Source organism: Kribbella sp. NPDC050820, from assembly GCF_040653975.1.
In the GTDB taxonomy this organism is placed as follows: domain Bacteria; phylum Actinomycetota; class Actinomycetes; order Propionibacteriales; family Kribbellaceae; genus Kribbella.
This window is the reverse complement of sequence record NZ_JBFAHB010000016.1, coordinates 57,885-79,630: the sequence shown is the minus strand read 5'-3', so window position 1 is coordinate 79,630 and position 21,746 is coordinate 57,885. Positions and strand designations below refer to the sequence as shown.

The window sequence follows — 21,746 nt, the reverse complement described above, 5'->3', positions numbered from 1 at the left end:
TCGGGACTGGCGGCCATGGCAGAAGGCTGCCAGGTCAGCGACTGGGGCGTGTCTGATGGTCCAGCCCTGCAGCGCTCAAAGCCAGTGGTTGCGCTTGAACAGCCGGTAAAGCACGGTGCACGCGGTGGCCATCACGCCGAGAACGACGAAGTACGCGTACCTCATCCGCAACTCCGGCATGTAGTCGAAGTTCATCCCGTAGATCCCGGCGATCATCGTCGGCACCGCCAGGATGGCCACGTACGCCGCGATCCGGCGCATGTCCTCGTTCTCCGACACCTGCACCTGGGCCAGGCCGGCCTGCAGGATCGAGCTGAGCAGCTCGTCGAACGAGATCACCTGCTCCTTCACCCGCAGCAGGTGGTCGTCGACGTCGCGGAAGTAGTTCCGGGTCTCGTCGCTGATCAGCGGGTGCCGCAGCGTCGACAGCGCCCGCATCGGCCCGGCCAGCGGCGCCACCGCCCGCTTCAGCTCCAGCACCTCGCGCTTGAGCTGGTAGACCTGGTCGATCTTGCGCCAGCCGCGCGGGGTGAACATCTCGCTCTCGATCAGGTCGATGTCGGCCTGGACCGAGTCCGCGACCTCCAGGTACCGGTCCACCACGTGGTCGGCGATCGCGTGCAGTACGGCGCCCGGGCCGGCCGCCAGCCGCTCCGGCTCCTGCTCCAGCCCGTGCCGCAGGCCGGTCAACTCGCTGTGATCGCCGTGTCGCACGGTCACCACGAACCCGGCGCCGCAGAACACCATCACCTCACCGGTCGCCACCACCTCGCTGGTGGCCGTCAGATCCCCGTGCGGCACGTAGGTGACGGTCTTCAGTACGGCGAACAGCGTGTCGTCGTACCGCTCGAGCTTGGGCCGCTGGTGCGCCTCGGTGGCGTCCTCCAGGGCCAGCGGGTGCAGGCCGAACTCCTCGCCGACGATGGCCAACTGCCGCTCGTTGGGCTGGAACAGGCCGATCCAGACGAACCCCTGCCCGCGCCGGGCCCGGGTGAGCGCCTCGGTGTAGGAGTTGATCTTGAGGTCGCGGCGGCCGTCGCGGTAGAAGGCCCAGTCGACCAGAGCGCCGTCCAGCTTGCCGCTGGCGACCAGGTCGACCGGCTCCGGGACGCCTGGAGACCGCCGGGCGAAGACTCGTCCCATCCGGCGTGTCGCGCCCATGTCCCACCGTCGCCCGGTCATCACCGGCGAGGCTATCAAGGCGTGGTAACCAGCCGTCGGCAATGATGGGGGTGGAAGCACGTGGAGAGGAACGACGATGACCACGCAGGGCATGCCCTCGATGGACCCCCGGCCGAGCGGCCTGACGATCGGGACCTATGACACCTACCGGGAGGCGCAGCGAGCTGTCGACTACCTCTCGGACGAGAAGTTCCCGGTCGAGCACACGACCATCGTCGGCAACAACCTGCGCCAGGTGGAGAAGATCACCGGCCGGCTCACCTGGGGCAAGGCGCTCGGCGCGGGTGTGGCCAGCGGCGCCTGGTTCGGTCTGTTCGTGGGTCTGCTGCTGGGGCTGTTCACCAACGGCAACTGGCTGGCGGCCTTGCTCACCGGCGTCGTCCTGGGTGCGTTCTTCGGCCTGGTGTTCGGCGGCCTCGGTTACGCCCAGTCGGCCGGCCGGCGGGACTTCACATCGCGGACCGCGGTGGTGGCGACGACGTACGACGTACTGTGCGACTTCAAGTACGCCGAGGAGGCCCGCAACCACCTGGCCAAGCTGGCCCTCAAGGGTGAGGTCAACCCGCGACTGCCCGACCAGCCGATCCAGCAGCAGACGCCGCTGCAGCAGCCGCACGAGTGACGCCCGAGTGACGCCCGAGTGACGCCCGAGTGACGCCCGAGTGACGAAGGTCTCGCGCGGGTGAGAGGTAGGCCACGCGCGGGCTACTGCCCAGTCACGTCGACTTTCGGCAGCATGGGGTCCGGGGATACCGGAAGGAGCCGAGGGCATGCAGTTCGGGCGTAGCTACGAGGAGTTCGAGGTCGGCGCGGTCTACAAGCACTGGCCGGGCAAGACGGTGACCGAGTACGACGACCACCTGTTCTGCCTGCTCACGATGAACCACCACCCGCTGCACCTGGACGCGAGCTACGCCGAGCAGACCACCCAGTTCGGCAAGAACGTTGTGGTGGGCAACTACATCTACTCGATCCTGCTCGGGATGTCGGTCCCGGACGTCAGCGGCAAGGCGATCGCGAACCTGGAGATCGAGTCGCTGCGGCACGTCGCGCCGACCTTCCACGGCGACACGATCTATGGCGAGACCGTGGTGCTGGACAAGTGGGAGTCGAAGTCGAAGGACGACCGCGGCGTCGTCTACGTGGAGACCAAGGGCTACAAGCAGGACGGCACCGTCGTCTGCCTGTTCCGCCGCAAGGTGATGGTCCCCAAGAACAACTACCTGGAAGCCCGGGGTGGGGAACAGCCCGGCCGCCCCACCCCTGCCTCCTAGGCGAGCGTCAGCTCAGGAAGATCTCGATCACCGGGACCAGCACGTCCGGGCGCTGGATCGGGAGCTTGAGGGTGAGGGTGTCCGCGGACACGCCGCCCATGGTCGTGTTCTGCGCCTTGCGCTTCGGGTCGTTGACGATCCGCTTGATCTCCGAGGCGTCGTTCAGGAGCTGGGCGTACTTCACCTTGCCGGCCAGGCCAGCAAGGTGGATGTGGCCCATCGGCCAGGAGAACAGGTGCAGGTAGAGCCGGTCACCCTTCTGGGTGTAGCGGCAGTCGGCCGGTGCGGTCAGCTCGCTCGGCCGCGCGCCGCGGACCGACCGCTCGTGCAGCCGCATCCACTCGCCGATCGACGCCAGCGTGTTCAGCGCCCGAGGGTCGAACTCGCCGCGCCCGGTCGGGCCGACGTTCAGCAGCAGGTTGCCGTCCTTGGAGACCGAGTCGACCAGCATCTTCACCAGCGTCTCGGGTGACTTCCAGTCCAGGTTGTCCCGGTCGTAGCCCCAGCTGCCGTTCAGCGTCTGGCAGGCCTCCCACAGCACCGGCTGCCCGTCGCGGGTCATCGGCCCGTCCGGCTGGTACTGCTCGGGGGTGACGAAGTCGCCCGGGATGTCCAGCCGGTCGTTGATCAGGATGTCCGGCTGCAGCTCGCGGCACATCGCCATCAGTTCCTCGGACCGCCACTCGTCGCGGCCCTTGCCGTTGCCCGGACCTGGCTGTCCGTCCTCGCGGTTGCGGTTGGGGTAGGAGAAGTCGAACCACATGATGTCGATCGGGCCGTAGTTCGTCAGCAGCTCACGCGTCTGCGCGTGCAGGTAGTCGGCGTACACCTGGACGTCCCGTCCGGCCGCCTTCGCCCAGGCCTCCTCGTCGTACCGCTGCGGGTGCACGACGTCGATCGGGAACTCCTTGTGGTGCCAGTCGATCAGCGAGTGGTAGAACCCGACACCGAGCCCCTCCTCCCGGCATGCCTCGACGAACGGGCCGACCAAATCCTTACCCCACGGGGTTTTCGCGACCGTGTAGTCGGACACCGCCGAGTCCCACAGGCAGAAACCCTCGTGGTGCTTGGTCGTCAGTACGGCGTATCGCATGCCGGCCTCGCGGGCGGCCCGGGCCCACTTGCGCGGGTCGTACAGGTCGGGCTCGAAGTGGTCGAAGTACGGCTGGTAGTCCTCGTCGGTCAGCCGCTCGCGGTTCTTCACCCACTCGTGGCGGGCCGGCAGGGCGTACAGGCCCCAGTGGACGAACAGGCCGAACCGCCAGTCACGGAACTTCTCGACGGAGTGCGCAGGAGGCGCGTCGGTCATTTCGGATCTCCTCGGAGGTAGTTAACGGCCGCCCAGACCAGTGACGAGCAGGCCGCGGACAAGGTGCTTCTGCAGCAGGATGACGAGCAGGACGGTGGGCAGCATGGCCAGCACGGAGGCCGCCATCATCAGGTTCCACTGGGTGCCCTGCTGGCCGATGAACTGGGCCAGGCCGAGCGGCACCGTGCCCTTGTCCGCAACGCTGTTGATGATGATCAGCGGCCACAGGAAGCTGCCCCAGAAGCTGATGAAGGTGAAGACGGTCAGTACGGCGATGGCCGGCCGGGCCAGCGGCAGCATGATCCGCAGGAACGTGCCGAACGGGCCGCACCCGTCCACCCGGGCCGCCTCCTCGAGCTCGGCCGGCACGGTCAGGAAGAACTGCCGGAGCAGGAACGTGCCGAACGCGGTGAACGCCCAGGGCAGGATCAGCGCCCAGTAGCTGTCCACCCAGCCGAGCGACTGCATCAGCCAGTACATCGGGACGATCAGCACCTCCTGCGGCACCATCAGGGTGCCCAGGAACAGCACGAACAGTTGCTCACGGCCCGTGAACTTCAGCCGGGCGAACGCGTACGCCGACATGCTCGAGGCGATCACCACGACCAGGGTGCCGACGATCGCGACGAACAGGCTGTTCAGGAAGTACCGGCCGAACGGAGCGAACGTGAAGGCGTCGGCGTAGTTCTGCCAGCGGATCTCGGACCCGAACAGCTCCGGGGTCGGCGTGAACACCTCGTCCGCGGGTTTCAGCGAGGTGGACACGGCGTACACCAGCGGCACCAGGAACAGGATCGCGACGATCACCAGCAGGACGTGCGACACCCCGTTGCGGACGCGGCGCCCGACGTGGGCGGTGGTCTCAGACGTCATAGTTCACCCACTTGCGCTGGCCCAGGAACTGGATCGCGGTGATGCCCATGATGATCACGAACAGCACCCAGCCGGCCGCCGAGGCCAGCCCCATGGTGAGGAACTGCCAGCCCTGGTTGTAGACGTACATGACGATGGTCTGGGTGGACACGCCCGGCCCGCCCTGGGTCAGGATGAACGGCTGGGCGAACACCTGGAACGAGGTGATCAGCGTCATCGTGGTGGCGAAGAAGATCGACGGCGTGATCATCGGCCAGGTGACGTACCGGAACCGCTGCCACACCCCGGCGCCGTCGATCTGCGCCGACTCCAGTTGCGACTGCGGCACCTGGTCGAGCGCGGCGGAGAAGACCAGGAAGTTGTACCCGAAGCCCTGCCAGACCGACATCGCGACGATCGCCGGCATCGCCCAGGCCGACGAGCCGAGGAAGTTCGGCGCGCTCACCCCGAACCAGGTCTGCATCGTGCTGTCGATCAGCCCGCCGGGCTGGAACAGCAGCCGCCAGACCATCACGTTGGCCACCATCGGCGTCATCACCGGGATGAAGAACAGCACCCGGAACGCCTGCCGGCCCTTGATCTTCGGCCCGAGCCAGAGCGCCAGACCGAGCGAGACGACCACGTTCAGCGGGACGTACAGCACCACGAACAGCGCGGTGTTCAGCACCACCCGGCGGAACACCGGGTCGTTCATCAGCTGGGTGTAGTTGTCGAGGCCGAGGAACTGGCGCTCGCCGAACACCGGCCAGTCGAACAGGCTGATCGCGAGCGCCATCGCGGTCGGGAACAGCGTGAACAGCGCCAGGCCGCCCAGGCTCGGGGCCAGGAAGACGCTGGCGTGCCGGCCGTCCCGCCGCAGCGCGGGCCGCCGCCCCGCCCGGTCCGTCCGGGACGGCGGGCTGGGCGGAGCAGCGGTCGTGGTGTTGAGCGCGGCCATCAGGATCCGGCGCCCGCCTGGTCCTGGATGGTCTTCAGCGCCTGGTCCGGCGGGATCTCGCCGTTCAGCGCCTGGGTGCCGAACCGGTTGAGCAGGTCGGCGACCTGGACCCAGTTCTTCGAGGTGACCAGAGCGACGGAGTTCTCCGAGGCATAGTCGATGGTCTCCTTCGCGCCGTCGATCTTCGCGGCGGTGAACCAGGCGTCGTGAGCGGCGATCCGGGCCGGGTACGCGCGGCCGGCCGCGGCCAGTGTCGTCAGCGGCTTCTCACTCGTCATCGACATGATCGCCTGGAAGGCGGCGTCCGGCGTCTTGCAGGACCGGGAGATGCCGAAACCGGAGCCGGCGGTGTAGGTCTTGGACCCGTCCGGGCCGGCCGGGATCGGCGCGATGCCGAGCTGGAACTTGACCTTGCCCTTGGTGTCGATCAGCGACCACGGCCCGTTCAGCTGCATCGCGGCCTTGCCGGCGGCGAACTGCTGCGCCTCGAAGTCGGGGTTGCCGGACGGCACCTGCGGCGCGATCTTGTCGGTCTTGACGAAGTCGGCGTACTGCGAGAACCCGTCGACGAACTTCTGGTCGGTCAGCGCGAGCTTGCCGTCGGCGAGCGGCTCCGCGCCGGTCGTCGTCCGCACCCAGGAGGTGACGCCGAGGTCACCGGGCGCCGTCACCAGGCCGGTCCGCCCGGCGGCGGTGAGCTTCTTCGCGGCCGCCTTGAACTCGTCCATCGTCCAGCCCGGCTTCGGCTCGGCCACGCCGGCCGCCTTGAACATGTCCTTGTTGTAGAAGATCACCATCGGGCCGGAGTCGTACGGGATCGCGATCTGCTTCCCGTCCACCTTGAGGCCGTCCATGATCGGCTTGTCGAAGTCCTCGGCCTTCAGGCCGTACTTGCTCATCAGGTCGTCCAGCGGCAGCATCGCACCGGCGTACGACGCGGTCCGCAGGCTCTGCATGCCGATGATGCAGGGCGCCTTGCCGCCGGCCAGCAGGGTGCCGATCTTGGCCCAGTAGTTGTTCCAGTCGGTGCCCTGGAGCTTGACGGTGATACCGGGGTGGTCGGCGGTGGCCTGGTCGGCGACCTTCTGCCAGGCCGCCTGGTCCTCGGTGCCGCCGATCCAGAACGACCAGGTCAGGTCGGCCTTGTCGGCGGATCCGGAACTGTCACCGCCTCCACTGCCGTCATTGCCCCCGCACGCAGCCACCGCCGTGAGGGCGAGGGCCGAGAGGGTGGCGATCGCCCAGCGGCGCACCCGCGCTGGTGTTCGGTTCATCCTGACCTCCAGGGGAACTGGTACCTCGAAGAACGAGTTGATTCATCCGATCTATATGCTGTCCTCTTGACATGAGTCAACAGTTCGTGTCCTTAATTCAGGGACGAAACCTAGCGCTGAGCCTGAAAAAGTCGCTCAGACATCCGATGTGTGCGTGATTGACATCGGATGTCTGGCGCCGTTCCTGTGAAGGAGGTGGGTGTGCGGGTCACCGATGAGGCGATCGACCGGATCAAGCAGATGATCGTGACCGGCGAGCTGCGACCCGGCGATCGGCTGCCGCGCGAGCCGGACCTGGCCGCGCGCCTGGGCCTGTCCCGCAGCTCGTTGCGTGAGGCGGTGAAGGCGCTCGCGCTGATCCGGGTGCTCGAGGTGCGTCAGGGTGACGGCACGTTCGTGACGAGTCTCGACCCGGCGCTGCTGATGGAGACGATGGGCTTCGTCCTCGACCTGCACCAGGATGCGTCGGTGCTGGAGTTCTTCGAGGTACGGCGCATCCTCGAGCCGGCCGCGGCCGCCCGGGCCGCGCTGCGGATGGCGGACGCGGACATCGCCGAGTTGCGCCAGTTGCTCGACGACCTCGGCCCGGAGCCGTCGGTGGAGGACCTGCTCGCCAGTGACGTGGAGTTCCACCGGCTGCTCGCGGTCGGCAGCGGCAACCGCGCGCTCGCGTCGATCATCGACAGCCTGCGCCAGCCCACCTACCGGGCCCGGATCTGGCGCGGCCTGACCCAGAACGACGCCGTCGCCCGGACCTTGGCCGAGCACCGGGCGATCCTCGACGCGATCGAGGGGCGCGAACCGGAGGTGGCCAGGTCCTGGGCGACGGTGCACATTGCCGGCGTCGAACGCTGGATACAGGAAGCCGTCAACCTCGACGGGGAGGACGAAGCTCCAGAAGCACCGCAGAAGGCATCGGGAGGGTCAGTTCGACTGCTGCGCCGCTCGACTCCAGCGGAGTACTGACCAGCCGGGTGCGCTCGGCCAGCTCGGCGAGCTGCTCGTCGGTCGGCCAGTCCTCGACGCCCAGCTCGACCGCGGCCGTGGCGACATCGCCGACGCCGATCCCGAGCGTGGTCGCGGTCGCCTCCCAGGCCGGATCGACGCCGGGCACCTCGACGCGGACCGTCCTGGACAGTTCCGGCGCACCGCCCGCCTTGGTCTGGTCGAGGGTGAGATTCCACAGCAGTACGGCGATCCGCTCGTCGTCCCGTGATGCCCAGGCCTCGACCAGGCTGCCGCCGCCGTCCCCGGTCAGCGTGACCGGCAGCTCGACCGGGCCGAGCCGGCTGAGCAGGCTCATCGCGTGGAACCGCGGCTTCGCCACGCCACCCACGGTCTGCAGGCCGAACCCGCCGTGCAGGAAGCGTGGTGGGCGGCCCAGCTCCTCGAAGTGGTCCGACGCGACCCAGTAGGCCAGCGCGTCCACCCGCCCGGCCGCCGACTTCATCCCGCGGAGCAGGAACACCCCGGAGAACACCGAGTCGTTGATCGGGTTGAAGTGCGTCGGCGTCACTCCCCACTCGGTCCACAGGATCCGCGCGTCGCTGAACCCGTGCCGGTCCAGCGAGGCCTGCACGTCGAGCGGCGGGCTCCCGTAGGTGTGCGTCGACACGAAGTCCACCGGGGTGCCGTGAGCGGCGGCGTGCGCGAGGAGGTCGTCGACCCATCCGGCCGCGGCCGACGACGGGCCACCGATCGCGAGCCGGGTGTCGACCGACTTCACGGCCGCCGCGGTCACGTCGTACAGGTGCAGCCACTCGGTCTTCGTGCCAGACCAGAAGACCTCGAGATTGGCTTCGTTCCAGACCTCGAAGTCCCAGGTCAGCACCTCGTCGAGGCCGTAGCGCTCCACCAGGTGCTCGACGAGGGCACGGACCAGGTCGTACCAGGCGTCGTACGACGACGGCGGCGAGATGATCGCGCCGTACTCGAAGACCGTCTTGGCCGGATCGCTGGCCAGCTCCCGGGGCATGAAGCCGAGCTCGACCACCGGCCGCAGGCCGATCCCGAGCAGCTTGTCGTAGATCGCGTCCACGACCGAGAAGTCGTAGCCCGACGCGCCGAACACGTGCGTGTCGTCGTGGAAGATCGCGTGCGCCCGGACCGTCCGGACACCGATCTCGTCATGCATCCGGCGGAGCGCCTGCTCCAGTTCGGCGCCGATCTCCCGGCCGCCGCTGCGGTCCGTGCAGAGCAGCTGGCTGAGCCGTTCGCTGCCGATCATCGGCACCCACGGCATGGCCAGCTCGGTGCCCTCGGCAACGGCATCGACGGCCACGGTCACCACGGGCACCTCGTTGCCAGCGACCAGCGGCACCGCGTTGACGACCTGGCCGGCGCGGCCGGCCACGGTCACCTCGGGCACACTCGCGACCGCATAGCGGTACGGCGTCCCCGGGGTGCAAGTGGTGTCGACGTACGGCGGCGCCGGGACCGACAGGACGTCACCGCTGTGGTGGTCGACCGGCTCGAGTGGACCGTGGTCGCCGGTGCCGCGCAGGATCAGGTATCCCGCCGCCCCGTCGACCGGTGACCAGTCGATCGTGACCTGGCCGGCCCCGCCGACCGCGGTGACCTCCTTGGGTGGATCGAGGTCCGGGAAGCTGAACTCCCGCTCCTCGTCGCTGCGGATCGCGATCCGCGCGTCCCAGTCGGCCTTGGCGTCGTCGTGCTGCATAGAGAATCTCCTGTGGTGTCTACTCGAGGCCGGACTCGAACTGCTCCATCGCGATCAGCGGCCGGATCCGCTGCTCGACCTGCCGGGTGCTGAAGTTCCGCCGGATCACGTCACCGGCGAAGACGTTGCCGATGGCTCCCATCACCATGGCCTGGTCCAGCGACAGGTAGCGGCGGGCGATCGTCGCGGACCGGACCGCGACCGAGTCGAAGAAGCCGCCACCGCCGTACGCCTTCAGGTTGTTCTCGATCCGGGCCAGATTGTCGATCGCCTGCCGCGGCGCGTACTGCATCGCGAGGAAGGCCGCGTGCGGGGTGACCACGCCGTCGCCGAACGTCGGGTTCGGGTTGGTGCCCTCGCGGCAGCCCTCGAAGCCGGCGTCGTAGTTGGTCGCCTCCAGGTCGGACGGGTAGCCGCCCGGGTCCATGCCGATCGCGTCGACGCCGTACACGGAGTACCCGCCCTTGGGGTTCGAGGCGGGGGAGAAGCCCCAGTAGCCGTACTTGGCGTCGTCCATGCCGTGCTCGATGTGCGCGCGAACGGTGAGCGGGTGGTTGATCCCCCAGCTCCGCGGCGCCCACGTCGACTCGGGGATGAACAGGTCCGGCATCAGCGACTCGAACATGTCGCCGCCCCAGGACGGGACCAGCCGCATCCCGCGGTACGAGTACGTGCCCTCGAAGACGTCCAGGCCGAGGTACGTGCGGTGCACACCCTTCGGGCGCTGCTCCACCCAGGACCAGTCGCACGAGTCCGGGAAGGTCCGGTAGGTGGCGAAGTACTGCGTGTGCGGCACCTGCCCGAGCGCGAACCCGATGTACGGCGCGATCCGCGCCTCGGTGTTGCAGGTGTCGTAGTGGAACTTGCGGTAGTACACGTCCGGACCGGTGCCGGCGTGGTTGCCCTTGTCGGTCTCCTCGTCCGGCGGCGGGGTCTCGAAGAAGCCACCGCGCATCAGGCCACCGGGCCGGGCCGCGGGGTTGTAGTAGTAGGCGAAGTTCATCTTGCTCAGCAGGGACTCCGCGAGACCGCGGGCGAGCGGCTCGGCGTTGCGCACCACCATCAGCGCGGCCGCGAACCAGCCGTTGTCGACACTCGAGACGAACGGCGTGATCGGCCTGGTCCCGTCCGGGTCGGTGTACAGCACCTCACCGGTCGACTCGTCGTACCAGTTGAAGTACATGCCACTCGGCTCGTGGTGGTCGACCCTGGTCATCGTGGTCAGGGTCTGGACGATCCTGCGGTACGACTCCTGCGGCGAGATGATGCCGAGCCGGCGGGCGACGACCGTGCTCCACAGGTAGCCGCCGATGTTGGTGGGAGACGTGTAGCGGCTGCGGACCGGGCTCGTGACCGACTCGCCGATGTTGTCGGCGGGCAGCCCGGTCTTCTCGTCGGTCATCGCGACCAGGCTGCGCCAGGTGTCACGGGCCCAACGCCCGACCAGAGCTTTGTCTGCAGTGCTCGGCTTCCAGCCACCCTTCAGAAGCTCTGCAGGTGATGGCGTTCCACCGAAGGCGGGTGTGGCGGTTCCGGCCAGGGCGGCGGCGCCCGTGGCGGCTAACAGGGTGCGGCGACTGATGTTGGCGGTCATCTGTCTCTCCAGAAAGGGGTCTATTTGAGTCCGGTGATCGCAATGCCCTTGGTGACGTGGCGCTGGAAGATCAGGAACATGACCAGCACCGGTATGACGACCACGACCGCGCCGGCCATCAGCAGGCCGTAGTTCTGCGCGTTCTGGCCCTTCGAGTACAGCGCCAGGGCGACCGGGAGGGTGTACTTGTCCTGGGTCTGGGCGATCACCAGCGGCCACAGGAAGTTGTTCCAGGACCCGAGGAAGGTGAGGATGCCGAGCGTGGCCAGGGCCGGCTTGGTCAGCGGCAGCATGATCCGGGCGAAGATACCGAGCTCACTGCTGCCGTCCACCCGGCCGGCGTCCATCAGGTCGTCCGGCAGCCCGAGGAAGAACTGCCGCATCAGGAACACGCCGAACGGCGAGACCAGGAACGGCAGGATCAGGCCCGGGTAGCTGTTGGCCAGGCCGGCGTTGGTGACGAGCACGAACAGCGGCACGAACGTGACCATGCCGGGGATCATCAAGGTGGCCATCACCAGCACGAACAGCGCGTTGCGGCCCTTGAACCGCAGCTTGGCCAGCGCATAGCCGATCATCGAGCAGAACGCCAGGTTCCCGGCCGTCACCGCCAGCGCGACCACGGTCGAGTTGAAGAAGTACCGCGGGAAGCTCTCCTTGCTGAACAGGTCGGAGTAGTTCTGCGAGGTGGCATGCTCCGGCCACCAGGTCGGCGGGACCCGGAGCAGCTCGCCCTGGGTCTTGAAGCTGCCGAGCAGCATCCAGACGAACGGCGCGGCGACGGCGACCAGGCCGAGCACGCCGATCAGATAGATCCACCAGGTACGGCGCATCACTTCTCCCTCAGCAGCCGGAACTGGATGAACGTGACCACCGCGATCACGACGAACAGCAGGTAGGCCATCGCCGTGGCCAGGCCGTAGTTGCCGAAACCGAACTGCTCGTAGGTGTACATCGACACCGACAGCGTGCTGTTCAGCGGACCGCCGTCGGTCATCACGAACGGCTCCTCGAAGAACTGCAGGTAGCCGATGCCGGTGGTCACGCAGTTGAACAGGATGGTCAGCCGGAGCAACGGCAGGATCAGGTACCGGAACCGTTGCCACGGGCCCGCGCCGTCGATCTGGCCGGCCTCCTCGACGGACTGCGGGATGCCCTGCAGCCCGGCCAGGAAGATGATCATCGCGGCCCCGAAGTTCCGCCAGACCGCCATCGCGATCAGCGACGGCATCGCCCAGGTCTCCGACGCCAGCCAGTTCGGTCCCTGGATGCCGAACCAGCCGAGCACGGTGTTCAGCAGGCCGGCGTCCGGGGCGAGCACGAACCGCCAGATCACCGCGATCGCGACGATCGAGGTCACCACCGGGAGGTAGTAGCCGACCTTGAAAAGCGCCTGGAACCGCTTGATGCCACGGTCCAGCAGCACCGCGGCGGCGAGTGCGACGACCAGCGTCAGCGGTACGCCGAGCAGCACGAAGTACGCGGTGTTGAACGCGGCCTTCCGGAACGTCTCGTCCTGAAAAGCCTTCACGTAGTTGTCGAACCCGACCGGATCCACCGCGAACGGCGTCCGCAGGTCCCGCTGCCGCATGTCGGTGAAGCTGGTCAGCAACGACCCGACCACCGGCCCCGCCGTGAACGCCAAGAACAAAACCGCAAACGGCAAAACCAGGATCCACGCAGCAGCAGTCTGATGATCCAGGCGGCCACGGCGGGGTGGGCGCCCGCCGGCTCCAGCCGAGGCGGGCTCAGCCCGGCCCGTCGGCGGGGCGCCCGATCGCCTTTCCTGCTTTCCTCCTGCCGGGGCGCGCAGCGCCCCGGCAGGAGCTGTCTCTCGACTCATCGCGATCAGCTACCGGTGCCGATCGACGAGGCCTGGGTCTGGATCGCCTTGGCGGTGTCGGCGGGGGACTGGCCGGCCTTGGCCATCTTCTCGACCTCGGTGTCGAAGACGGTCGCCACCTGCTCCCAGTTCACGATCGCCGGCGGCGCCTTCGCGGACTCCAGCTGCTTGCCGAACACCGGCAGCAACGGGTCGCTGGAGATGCTCGGGTCGTCCCACGAGCTCTTCACCGCAGGCAGGTCCGACGACATCTTGAACCAGCTCGCCTGCGTCTTCGGGTCGCTCAGGAACTTGACCAGCTTCCACGCGCTGTCCTTGTTCTTCGAGGTCTTGAAGACCACGAAGTTCGACCCACCGACGAACGACGTCGAGGTCTTGTTCTTCGGGATCTCGAAGACCCCGATGTTCGGCTTGATCGCGTCTCCGCCGAGCTTGGCCACCGAGCCCGCCATCCACGGCCCGGAGATGAACATCGGCACCTGCCCGCTGACGAACTGCGCCTCGGTCTGGTTCGGCGGCAGGTCGGTCCCGGCCAGCTTCTCGGTGAAGAAGCTCTGGTAGTACTTCAGCCCCTCCTGCATCTCCGGCGTGTCGAAGGTGAACTCCTTCTGGTCCTCGCCGGTGATCTCGGCGCCCGCGGACCAGGCGAACGGCATCACCGTCTGCCAGGACCCGTTGCCGCCCGGCTGCAGGTTGATCCCGTACTTCGCGCCGGCCTTGTCCTGCATCGCCTTCGCCATCGCCTTCAGGCCGTCCCAGTCGGTCGGCGGCGTGGTGATCCCGGCCTTCGCGGCCAGGTCCTTGCGGTAGTACACCAACCGCGTCTCGACGTACCAGGGAACGCCGTACTGCGTCCCGCCGACCTTGGTGGTGTCGAGCGCGCCGGGGTAGAAGCCCTCGCTGTCGAAGCCCTGCGGGGTCGGGTCGAGCGCGCCGAGGTCGGCGAACTCGCCCATCCAGGTGGTGCCGACCATCGCGGCGTCCGGCAGCGTCTGCGCGGTGATCGCGGTGGTGAACTTGTTGTGCGCGGCGTCCCACGGGATCGGCGTGACGGTGACCTTCACGCCCGGGTTGGCCTGCTGGAACTCCTGCATCAGCTTGGGCAGGTTCTCGCCCTCGGTGCCCATCGCCCAGACGGTCAGGTTGCCGGTGGCAGGTCCTTCGCTGACCGTTGTCGTCGCCTGCGAACCCCCGCTGGGGGAGTCCTCCGACCTGCCACACCCTGTCAGCGCAAGGGCTGTGGCGGTGATCGCAGCGCTGCCGATCACCAGTCGGCGGCGGATGCTGTGGGTGATCATCTGTGTCTCCTCACTCGGTTACTTCCGCAGCTGTTTCATTCGTTGCCCGCCCCACCGCCCCGGTCAGGGCTCCCGTGCCGCAGCTGTCCCGCAGCACGAGTTGTGTTGCCAGTACGTCGTTGCGCGCCCGGGTCCGCTCTCCGGTCACCCGCTCGTGCAGTCGCTGTGCCGCCAGCCGCCCCAGTTCGGTCATCGGCTGCCGCACCGTCGTCAACCCCGGCGACACGTACCGCGCCGCCATCACGTCGTCCCACCCCGTCACCACGATCTCCCGAGGTACGGCGACGCCCGCCGCCAGCAACGCCTGCACCGCAGCGAGCGCGAGCTCGTCGTTGGCGCAGACCAGCCCGTCGGGCCGCTTCTTTGCCGTCAGCAACCTCGTGGCGACGGTCGTGCCGGCTTCCTCGGTCATCGGCACGCGCTCTGGTTTCGGCACGTTCATCCCACGACTGCGGAGAGCTTGTGCGAACCCGGCGTACCGTTCGCCGACGTCGTACCCGCTGTCGGGATCACCGACGAAGAGCAGGCCGGTCCGGCCGTGGTTCAGTAGTCTTGTGGTGAGCTGCTCCGCGCTCGCCGCGCTCTCGCTGCGGATCGAGTCGCAGCCGGTCACCGGCGGATGCGCGATCAGCACCAGCGGCACCCCGGCCTTGCGCAGCCCCTGGATCGTCGGCAGGTCCAGCGCGTTGCCGTGGACAACTATCCCGTCAACCCGCCCGGCCAGGTCGCGGACGGTGCGGTTCGGATCCGGGTTGCCGTGTGTGACGGTGATGATGACGCTCTGGCCGTGCTCGCCGGCCCAGCGCTCGTACCCCATCAGCAGGTCGCCGTAGAACGGGCCGGCCAGGTCGGGCAGCACGAGCCCGTGCGCCTCGTGACGTTGGACCGCCAGGCTGCGGGCGGCGCGCAGCGGTACGTAGTTGAGCTCGCGTGCCGCCTGGTCGACCCGGGCCTTCGCCTTCTCCGACACCGGCCCGGTCCCTTGCAGGACACGCGAAACCGTCGCGATCGACAGCTTCGCGAGGGCCGCGACGTCGTAGATCGTCGCGGGCCTGCCGGTGGGTCCGGGTGCCACGTTCTCGCTCCTGGGAGGTTGGAGTGGAAGCGCTTACAGTTTTCGACCCTGCCTTGTCCGGGGTGGGTTGGTCAAGGGGTCGACATCGATCTGGGACCATGAAATCGTGACCATCAACGAACGACAGGACCAGCTGTTCCTGATCCGCCACGGCGAGACCGAGTGGAGCAGGTCGGGCAAGCACACGTCGGTGACAGACCTCCCGCTGACCGCGGAAGGTGAGCGCGTGGCCGCCTCGCTGAAGACACGGCTGGCCGGTGAGACCTTCGAGCTGGTGCTGACCTCGCCACGGGAGCGGGCCCGCCGTACGGCGGAGCTCGCGGGGTTCCCGGACGCGGAGGTCGTCGAAGACCTGGTCGAGTGGGACTACGGGGACTACGAAGGCATCACCACCGCGGAGATCCGCAAGACCGTGCCGGGGTGGACGGTCTGGTCGCATCCAGTACCCAACGGCGAAACGCCCGCGCAGGTCGCGTCCCGGCTCGACCGCGTGAACGCTCGCATCGCCGCCGTACCCGGTGATGTCCTCGTCTTCGGCCACTCACATGCCCTGCGCGGCCTCACCGCCCGCTGGCTCGAGCTCGACGTCACCGAGGGCCGTCACTTCGTCCTCAACACCGCCACCATCTCGACCCTCGGCTGGGAACGCGGCTCACCTGCGGTCCACCGCTGGAACAACGAATAGGTCGACCAGCAGGTCCGCGCGGGCCTGGCGGTGCTCCGGTCGCAGCCGTGCACCCCGGTTGAGTGTCGCTTGCCCGTGCAGCGCACTCCAGAACACCTCGGTCGCCGTCTCGGCATCTGTCGTCACGTACGGCGTGACTCCGGCCAGGATCTCGGTGAACGCCTCCCGGAGCACCGCCGGCGTGTCCGTCGTCCCGAACACCAGCTCGGTCCGCCGGACGAACATCGCGTCGTACATCGCCGGATGCTCTTCGGCGTACCCGAGGTAGGCCCTCGTCAGCCCGCGCAACCCATCGTCCGCACGCCCCTCACGCAGTACGACGGCCAGCTCCTCGAATCCTTGCAGCGCAACGGCCGCGGCGATCGCGTCCATGTTCGCGAAGTGCCCGTAGAGCACCGGCTGGCTGTAGTCGACCTGCTCCGCGAGCCGCCGCGTGGTGACTGCCTCCCACCCCTCGGCCTCCGCCAGCTCCCGGGCCGTCCGGACGATCAGCTCCCGGCGCTCCGCCCGGGCCCGCTCCCTGCGTGACTCACTCGGCATAGCCGAACTCTAGCACTGCTAGACAATCTAGCGATGGCAGTGCTAGCGTCGCTAGAAAAGTTAGCGACGCTAGATTCAGGAGTTCACCATGCGCCGTTTCACCACTGTTCTCACCATCCTGCTCGGCCTGTTCCCGATCTCGTTCGGCGTGCGGTTCCTGCTGCTCGATCCGCAGGGCGCCGCCGCGGGATTCGGCACCGAGTCCTGGCCCACCGGCGCGGCGGCCGGCTACCTGGCCGTCAAGGGGATCCGTGACATCGCCTTCGGGCTGATCATCCTGGCCCTGCTCGCTCTTGGTGAGCGGCGCGCGACCGGAGTGGTGCTGGCCGTCGGGGCGATCATTCCGTTCGTCGACATGGTCGTCGTACTGACCCATGGCGGCACCGTCGCGACCGCCCTCGGCGTCCATGCCCTGACCGGCGTCGTCGTACTCGTCAACGCCTACCTGCTACTGCGCGAGCGTCCCTCAGTTCGCCGCCCACTCGTAGAGGTCGATCGTGCAGTGCTCCTGGAACCCGAGCGCGGCGTAGACGGACCGTCCGGCCGGTGACGAGCCGAGTACGGCGTACTCGACACCATGCGCCTGTCGTAGCGCGGTGTACGTGATCGCGGCCCCGATCCCGCGTCGGCGGGCTTCGGGGACGGTCATCACGAAGTACACCCCGGCGGCGTCGGCCGCGTGAAAGACGGTGGTCGTCGCGACCGGTTCGCCGTCCAGCCGGCCGAGGTAGTGCCGCCACGGGAATCCGAGGCCGAGGCGGCGGTAGATGTCGGCGACCCAGCGGGCTTCGCGCTCACCCTCGCCGAAGCCGCGACCGAGTGTGTCCGCCCAGATCTTCAGCTGGTCCTCGGTGTCCACCAACGTCATCTCGAGCCCGGGAACCGTGGCCGGCTGGCGCAGCTCGGTCAGCTTCACCGCCATGCCCGGTTCGCTACCGCCGTACGTGAAACCGGCGTCGAGCAACCGCGAGCCGAGATCCGTCGGCCGCATCGACGGTCCCACGTGCCAGCACCCCGGCAGGGCCCGATCCCTCAACTCCTGCAGGGATTCCGCGATCACCCGATCAGCCTCGGCGTCCGGCAGGTCAGCCGCGACGACCGCATTGTGGTAGTCGATCGGCGACCCGCCGATCGTCCACCGGACCGCGCCGTCATCGCGCTGCACCCCACCACCGGCAGCCCCCATCGCCATCAGCAACTCGGCTGCGTTCTCCTCGATCGCCCGTACCACGGAGCTGTCATCCATCCGGCCAGTGTCATTCACCACCCGGGCGCGGCGCGATCGGATTCCAGCTGCCACCATGAGTTCCATGGGCCCGGCGGACACGCTCGGCGGGTTGTTGGCAGCATGGCGGCACGACCTCTTCGTGGGTCGCGCGGCTGAGCTCGACCTGTTCCGAGCCGCCTTGGGAGCCGAGGAGCCGGCCTTCCGGATGCTGTTCCTGGTCGGGCCCGGAGGAGTCGGAAAGACGACGTTGCTCGACGCGTACGCCGCAATCGTCGACGAGGCGGTCACCTGCGTCGTCCGCATCGACGGCCGGGACGTCGTCGGCACTCCCGCCGGGGTGACCGAGGCACTCGCGGGCACCGTCGACATCGCGCCGGGCGACGCTGCGATTCGGCTGCCGTACGGCGAGCGGCTGGTCCTGCTCGTCGACGGCTGGGAGCGGCTCAGCCCGGTCGAGAGCTGGCTGCGGGAGCGGCTGTTGCCCCGGCTGCCGGCGTCGACGATCGTGGTCGTCGCGAGCCGCGAGCCGCCAGGACCGGAGTGGCGGGCCGATCCGGCGTGGTCCGAGTTGCTGCGCATCGTCTCGCTGCGGAATCTCGAGCAGGCCGACGTCCGCCGGTACCTGGATCGGCGTGGCGTCCGCGCCGACCGGCATGCCGACGTACTCAGCCTCACCTACGGTCATCCGCTGGCGCTGTCACTGCTCGCTGACCGGCTCCGGCGGGACCCGGACGCGGACCTGACCACGTTGCCGATGGACGTGGTGGCCGGGTTGCTCCGATGGCTCGTCGCCGACGTGCCGTCGGTTGCCCACCAGCGAGCCCTCGAGGTGTCCGCTGTCGCGCGTACGACGAGCGAAGGCCTGCTGCGCGCAGTGGTCGCCGACACGGGTGACCCGCACCTGGTGTTCCAATGGCTGGCCGGGCTCTCCGTCACGGAGCTCCGAACCGGCGGCCTGGTGCCGCACGATCTCGTCCGCGACGTGCTCGACGCCGACCTGCGCCGGCGTGATCCGGACGGCTACCGCGAGGTGTTCCGCGCGGTGCGTGCCGATACGTTGGCGCGGATCCGCGGCAGCGAGGGCCGGGCACAGCAGCACGCGATCGCGGACCTGAAGTTCCTGTTCCGCAACCTGCGCAGCGTCCTCGCACCGGTGGAGTGGCAGACCTGGGGCAACGAGTACCCCGACCGGGCCCGGCCGGCCGATCATCAGGCGATCGAAGACCTCGTCCGCACCGGGGAGGGCGACGACTCGGCCGCGCTGGTCAGGCGGTGGCTGGACCGCCAGCCGGACGGGTTCCACGTGATCCGGGGGATGGACGGGACCGTTCGCGGCGTCCTCGCGCTGCTCGACCTCACCGTCGCGACGCCGGCGGATCGCGACGCCGATCCGGGTACTGCGGCCGCCTGGCGCTTTGCCCAGAGTACGGCGCCGGTGCGAGCCGGTGAGTCCGTCGGACACTGCCGGTTCATCGTCGATTCCGAGGTGTACCAAGGCCCGTCTGCCACGCTGAACGCCGTACCGGTCCTCACCCTGCAGCGGCAGCTGGCCACTCCACACCTGGCCTGGGACTTCGTCACCCTGGCCGAGCCGGACCGGTGGAACGACTACTTCGCCGCCGCGGACATGCCGCGGGCAGTGGGTGCGGACTTCGTCGTGGGTGGCCGTCGCTACGGGCTGTTCGGCCACGACTTCCGGCGGGTCCCGGTCGAGCTGATGACCGAACGCTGGACCGAGCGTGCCCTGGCGGACGACGCCCTGCTGCAGCCGGCCGCGGTCCCGGAGCCTGAGTTGCTTGTGCTCGCCCGCGGTGACTTCGCCGATGCCGTCAAGCAGGCGTTGCGAGACCTGCACCGCCCCGACCTGCTGAGGCGCAATCCGTTGCTGCGCACGCGTTGTGTCTCCGGCCACGAGGATGCCGACGGACTGGGGAAGCTGCTGCACACCGCCGTCGCCACCTTGGCCGACGATCCTCGCGACGACCGGCTGTACCGCGCGCTGCAGACGACGTACGTCCGGGCGTCTCGCACCCAGGAAGCAGCGGCCGCGGCGCTCGGCCTCCCGTTCAGCACCTACCGTCGGCACCTGCGGCAAGGGCACGACCGCGTCGTCGCCTGGTTGTGGCGACGAGAGCTCGGCCTGAGTGAGCACAGGTGAACAGTCTTTGACCTGGTAGCCGGACCGGGATCGTCGGCACCTTCGCTACAGGAGGTTTGCCATGACATCGACCGATCGGGACCGCGCCGTCGTCCTCGGCGGCAGCATCGCCGGCATGCTCGCGGCGAGGGTCCTCTCCGAGACGTACGCCGAGGTCGTCGTGGTCGACCGTGACGAACTCGGCCCCGAGCTGGCGCCTCGCCGCGGCACGCCGCAGTCGCGGCACCTGCACGGCTTGCTCTCGCGTGGCCACACAGTGCTGGAGGATCTCTTTCCGGGGCTGACCGCCGAGCTGAGCGCGGATGGAGCGCGGGTCGGCGACATGCTCGCGGACACCCGCCTGTGCTTCGGCGGGCACCGTTTCCGGCAGGGAGTCTCTGGCCTCCCCGCGATCTGCGTGAGCCGCCCGGCCCTGGAGACGACGGTACGGCGCCGCGTCCTGGCGCTGCCGTCCGTCAGGGTGCTCGGGCGGCACGACGTCGCCGGTGTGATCGCCGAGGGCCGGCGGATCGTGGGCGCCCGGGTGGTCGGCCGCGCCGATGGCAGCGCGCCGGTCGAACTGCCCGGCGACCTCGTCGTCGACGCGACCGGTCGCGGATCGCGGCTTCCGGTGTGGCTCGAGGCGCTCGGCTTTCCGGCGCCGAGGCAGGACCGGCTCGCGGTCGGCGTCGGCTACGCCAGCCGGCGCTACCGGCTCCGTCCTGGTGCCCTGGGCAACGACCTGGTGGTGATCTCCGCTCCCTGCCCGGCGCGGCCGCGAGGTGGTGGCCTGTCGCTGATCGAGGACGGGAACTGTCTCGTCACGCTGATGGGCGTCCTCGGCGATCATCCCCCGACCGACCCGGACGGCTTCCTGCGGTTCGCCGCCGACCTCGCGCTACCGGACCTGTCCCGGATCCTGGCGACAGCCGACCCCTTGGACGATCCGGTCGCCTACCGGTACCCGGCGTCGCGGTGGTGCCGATATGACCGGCTGGACCGCTTTCCGGCCGGCCTGGCCGTACTCGGCGACGCGGTCTGCACGCTCAACCCCGTCTACGGACAGGGAATGACGGTCGCGGCGCTCGAGGCCGAGGCGCTTCGCCGGCACCCGGCCGACGGCCGCCCACTTCTCGGCCACCTTCGCGAGACCGGCCGGATCGCCGGCGCCGCCTGGGCCCTGGCGAGAGGAGCCGACCTGTCGTTCCCCGAGATCCCCGGCCGGCGGACGGCCCCTGACCGCCTCTTCGGCCGGTACGTCGGGATGCTGCAGGCCGGCGCCGCCCGCGACGTGCACCTCGGACGAGCGTTCCTCCGGGTGACCAGCCTGGTCGATCCGCCGACGGCCTTGCTCCGTCCCGCGGTCGTGGCCCGGGCATTGGCGGCAGCTAGCCCGGTAGCGCGTTCCACTGCTCGAGCGTCGAGGCCAGGAGCGTCGTGGTCGGCAGGGTCAGGAACTCCGCGCGGGTGACGAACCTCGCATCGGAGGCGTCGTCACCCGGCGTGAGGCTGCCACCGACAGCCGTCGCCTCGTAGTCGCGGATCACGTAGAGCGTGCCCTTCGGGCCGTCGCGCTCGACCTCGCCGACCAGCTCGCCGACCTCGACGGTGAGACCGGTTTCCTCCGCGACCTCCCGCGCCACTGCGGCCGGGTCGTCCTCTCCCGGCTCGACCCGCCCGCCCGGGACCGACCAGAGCCCACGGCCGGGCTCGTTCGCTCTCCGGACCACGAGCAGCCGGTGCTGGTCGTCGTACACGAGGGCCCCGACGCAGTCGACGCGGTGCGCATCCATGCCAACCCACGATAGGGGCACCCT

At 68.8% G+C, this 21,746-nt stretch carries 21 protein-coding genes; 7 read left to right on the top strand and 14 right to left on the bottom strand.

The annotated features are described in order from the left end of the window. Positions 1–75: 75 nt before the first annotated feature. On the bottom strand, positions 76–1,182 hold the full coding sequence (locus tag AB0H36_RS16915; RefSeq protein WP_360523213.1) for a magnesium and cobalt transport protein CorA: 1,107 nt from the start codon (positions 1,180–1,182) through the stop codon (positions 76–78). A gap of 76 nt (positions 1,183–1,258) precedes the next feature. On the opposite strand from AB0H36_RS16915, the gene AB0H36_RS16910 reads away from it, so the two are divergent. Both AB0H36_RS16910 and AB0H36_RS16905 read left to right on the top strand, forming a co-directional pair. After that, positions 1,259–1,804 (top strand): general stress protein, encoded by a 546-nt coding sequence (locus AB0H36_RS16910; RefSeq protein ID WP_360523210.1) that lies wholly within the window; start codon positions 1,259–1,261, stop codon positions 1,802–1,804. A gap of 148 nt (positions 1,805–1,952) precedes the next feature. Next, entirely contained in the window at positions 1,953–2,456 is a 504-nt protein-coding gene (locus AB0H36_RS16905) for a MaoC family dehydratase (RefSeq protein WP_360523207.1), read from the top strand. Positions 2,457–2,463: 7 nt separating this feature from the next. Here AB0H36_RS16905 and AB0H36_RS16900 read toward each other — a convergent pair whose 3' ends face one another. Genes AB0H36_RS16900 through AB0H36_RS16885 form a run of 4 tightly spaced genes read right to left on the bottom strand, consistent with a single transcriptional unit; the run spans position 2,464 to position 6,849 of the window. Then, positions 2,464–3,765, bottom strand: a complete 1,302-nt coding sequence (locus tag AB0H36_RS16900; protein ID WP_360523204.1) for an alpha-L-fucosidase — start codon at positions 3,763–3,765, stop codon at positions 2,464–2,466. Between the two features lie 21 nt (positions 3,766–3,786). Further along, on the bottom strand, positions 3,787–4,638 hold the full coding sequence (locus AB0H36_RS16895; protein WP_360523201.1) for a carbohydrate ABC transporter permease: 852 nt from the start codon (positions 4,636–4,638) through the stop codon (positions 3,787–3,789). After that, positions 4,628–5,575: a sugar ABC transporter permease gene (locus AB0H36_RS16890; RefSeq protein WP_360523198.1), complete on the bottom strand. Its 948-nt coding sequence runs from the start codon at positions 5,573–5,575 to the stop codon at positions 4,628–4,630. The genes AB0H36_RS16895 and AB0H36_RS16890 overlap by 11 nt, the downstream gene beginning before the upstream one ends. After that, the gene (locus AB0H36_RS16885) at positions 5,575–6,849 is read right to left on the bottom strand and encodes a sugar ABC transporter substrate-binding protein (protein WP_360523195.1); all 1,275 of its coding nucleotides are present in this window, start codon (positions 6,847–6,849) and stop codon (positions 5,575–5,577) included. The genes AB0H36_RS16890 and AB0H36_RS16885 overlap by 1 nt, the downstream gene beginning before the upstream one ends. Before the next feature lie 201 nt (positions 6,850–7,050). Between AB0H36_RS16885 and AB0H36_RS16880 the strand changes: the two genes are divergently transcribed. Next, positions 7,051–7,815: a FadR/GntR family transcriptional regulator gene (locus AB0H36_RS16880; protein ID WP_360523192.1), complete on the top strand. Its 765-nt coding sequence runs from the start codon at positions 7,051–7,053 to the stop codon at positions 7,813–7,815. On the opposite strand, the gene AB0H36_RS16875 is transcribed toward AB0H36_RS16880, so the two are convergent. From AB0H36_RS16875 to AB0H36_RS16850, 6 genes are all read right to left on the bottom strand, one after another. Further along, positions 7,718–9,529, bottom strand: a complete 1,812-nt coding sequence (locus AB0H36_RS16875) for a xylan 1,4-beta-xylosidase (protein ID WP_360523189.1) — start codon at positions 9,527–9,529, stop codon at positions 7,718–7,720. The genes AB0H36_RS16880 and AB0H36_RS16875 overlap by 98 nt on opposite strands. A 19-nt stretch (positions 9,530–9,548) precedes the next feature. Then, positions 9,549–11,123: a glucoamylase family protein gene (locus AB0H36_RS16870; RefSeq protein WP_360523186.1), complete on the bottom strand. Its 1,575-nt coding sequence runs from the start codon at positions 11,121–11,123 to the stop codon at positions 9,549–9,551. Between the two features lie 20 nt (positions 11,124–11,143). After that, entirely contained in the window at positions 11,144–11,956 is an 813-nt protein-coding gene (locus AB0H36_RS16865; protein WP_360523183.1) for a carbohydrate ABC transporter permease, read from the bottom strand. After that, a complete protein-coding gene (locus tag AB0H36_RS16860) occupies positions 11,956–12,768 on the bottom strand; it encodes a sugar ABC transporter permease (RefSeq protein ID WP_360523180.1) in 813 nt (270 codons plus the stop codon). The genes AB0H36_RS16865 and AB0H36_RS16860 overlap by 1 nt, the downstream gene beginning before the upstream one ends. A 203-nt stretch (positions 12,769–12,971) precedes the next feature. Further along, entirely contained in the window at positions 12,972–14,264 is a 1,293-nt protein-coding gene (locus AB0H36_RS16855) for a sugar ABC transporter substrate-binding protein (RefSeq protein ID WP_360523177.1), read from the bottom strand. Between the two features lie 10 nt (positions 14,265–14,274). Further along, positions 14,275–15,339 carry a LacI family DNA-binding transcriptional regulator gene (locus AB0H36_RS16850; RefSeq protein ID WP_360523174.1) on the bottom strand — a complete coding sequence of 355 codons (1,065 nt, stop codon included), beginning with the start codon at positions 15,337–15,339 and terminating at the stop codon, positions 14,275–14,277. Between the two features lie 112 nt (positions 15,340–15,451). Between AB0H36_RS16850 and AB0H36_RS16845 the strand changes: the two genes are divergently transcribed. Beyond that, positions 15,452–16,024, top strand: a complete 573-nt coding sequence (locus tag AB0H36_RS16845) for a histidine phosphatase family protein (protein WP_360523399.1) — start codon at positions 15,452–15,454, stop codon at positions 16,022–16,024. On the opposite strand, the gene AB0H36_RS16840 is transcribed toward AB0H36_RS16845, so the two are convergent. Then, on the bottom strand, positions 15,992–16,564 hold the full coding sequence (locus tag AB0H36_RS16840; RefSeq protein ID WP_360523171.1) for a TetR/AcrR family transcriptional regulator: 573 nt from the start codon (positions 16,562–16,564) through the stop codon (positions 15,992–15,994). The genes AB0H36_RS16845 and AB0H36_RS16840 overlap by 33 nt on opposite strands. 88 nt (positions 16,565–16,652) lie before the next feature. On the opposite strand from AB0H36_RS16840, the gene AB0H36_RS16835 reads away from it, so the two are divergent. Further along, a complete protein-coding gene (locus AB0H36_RS16835; protein ID WP_360523168.1) occupies positions 16,653–17,114 on the top strand; it encodes a DUF4267 domain-containing protein in 462 nt (153 codons plus the stop codon). On the opposite strand, the gene AB0H36_RS16830 is transcribed toward AB0H36_RS16835, so the two are convergent. After that, the gene (locus AB0H36_RS16830; protein WP_360523165.1) at positions 17,031–17,810 is read right to left on the bottom strand and encodes a GNAT family N-acetyltransferase; all 780 of its coding nucleotides are present in this window, start codon (positions 17,808–17,810) and stop codon (positions 17,031–17,033) included. The two genes, AB0H36_RS16835 and AB0H36_RS16830, sit on opposite strands and share 84 nt — an antisense overlap. Positions 17,811–17,865: 55 nt before the next feature. Between AB0H36_RS16830 and AB0H36_RS16825 the strand changes: the two genes are divergently transcribed. Continuing rightward, complete coding sequence (locus tag AB0H36_RS16825; protein ID WP_360523162.1) at positions 17,866–19,950, top strand: AAA family ATPase; 2,085 nt, start codon at positions 17,866–17,868, stop codon at positions 19,948–19,950. 61 nt (positions 19,951–20,011) lie between these two features. After that, positions 20,012–21,400 carry a hypothetical protein gene (locus AB0H36_RS16820; RefSeq protein WP_360523159.1) on the top strand — a complete coding sequence of 463 codons (1,389 nt, stop codon included), beginning with the start codon at positions 20,012–20,014 and terminating at the stop codon, positions 21,398–21,400. On the opposite strand, the gene AB0H36_RS16815 is transcribed toward AB0H36_RS16820, so the two are convergent. Further along, a complete protein-coding gene (locus AB0H36_RS16815) occupies positions 21,318–21,722 on the bottom strand; it encodes an NUDIX domain-containing protein (RefSeq protein ID WP_360523156.1) in 405 nt (134 codons plus the stop codon). The two genes, AB0H36_RS16820 and AB0H36_RS16815, sit on opposite strands and share 83 nt — an antisense overlap. Between the last annotated feature and the right edge of the window lie 24 nt (positions 21,723–21,746).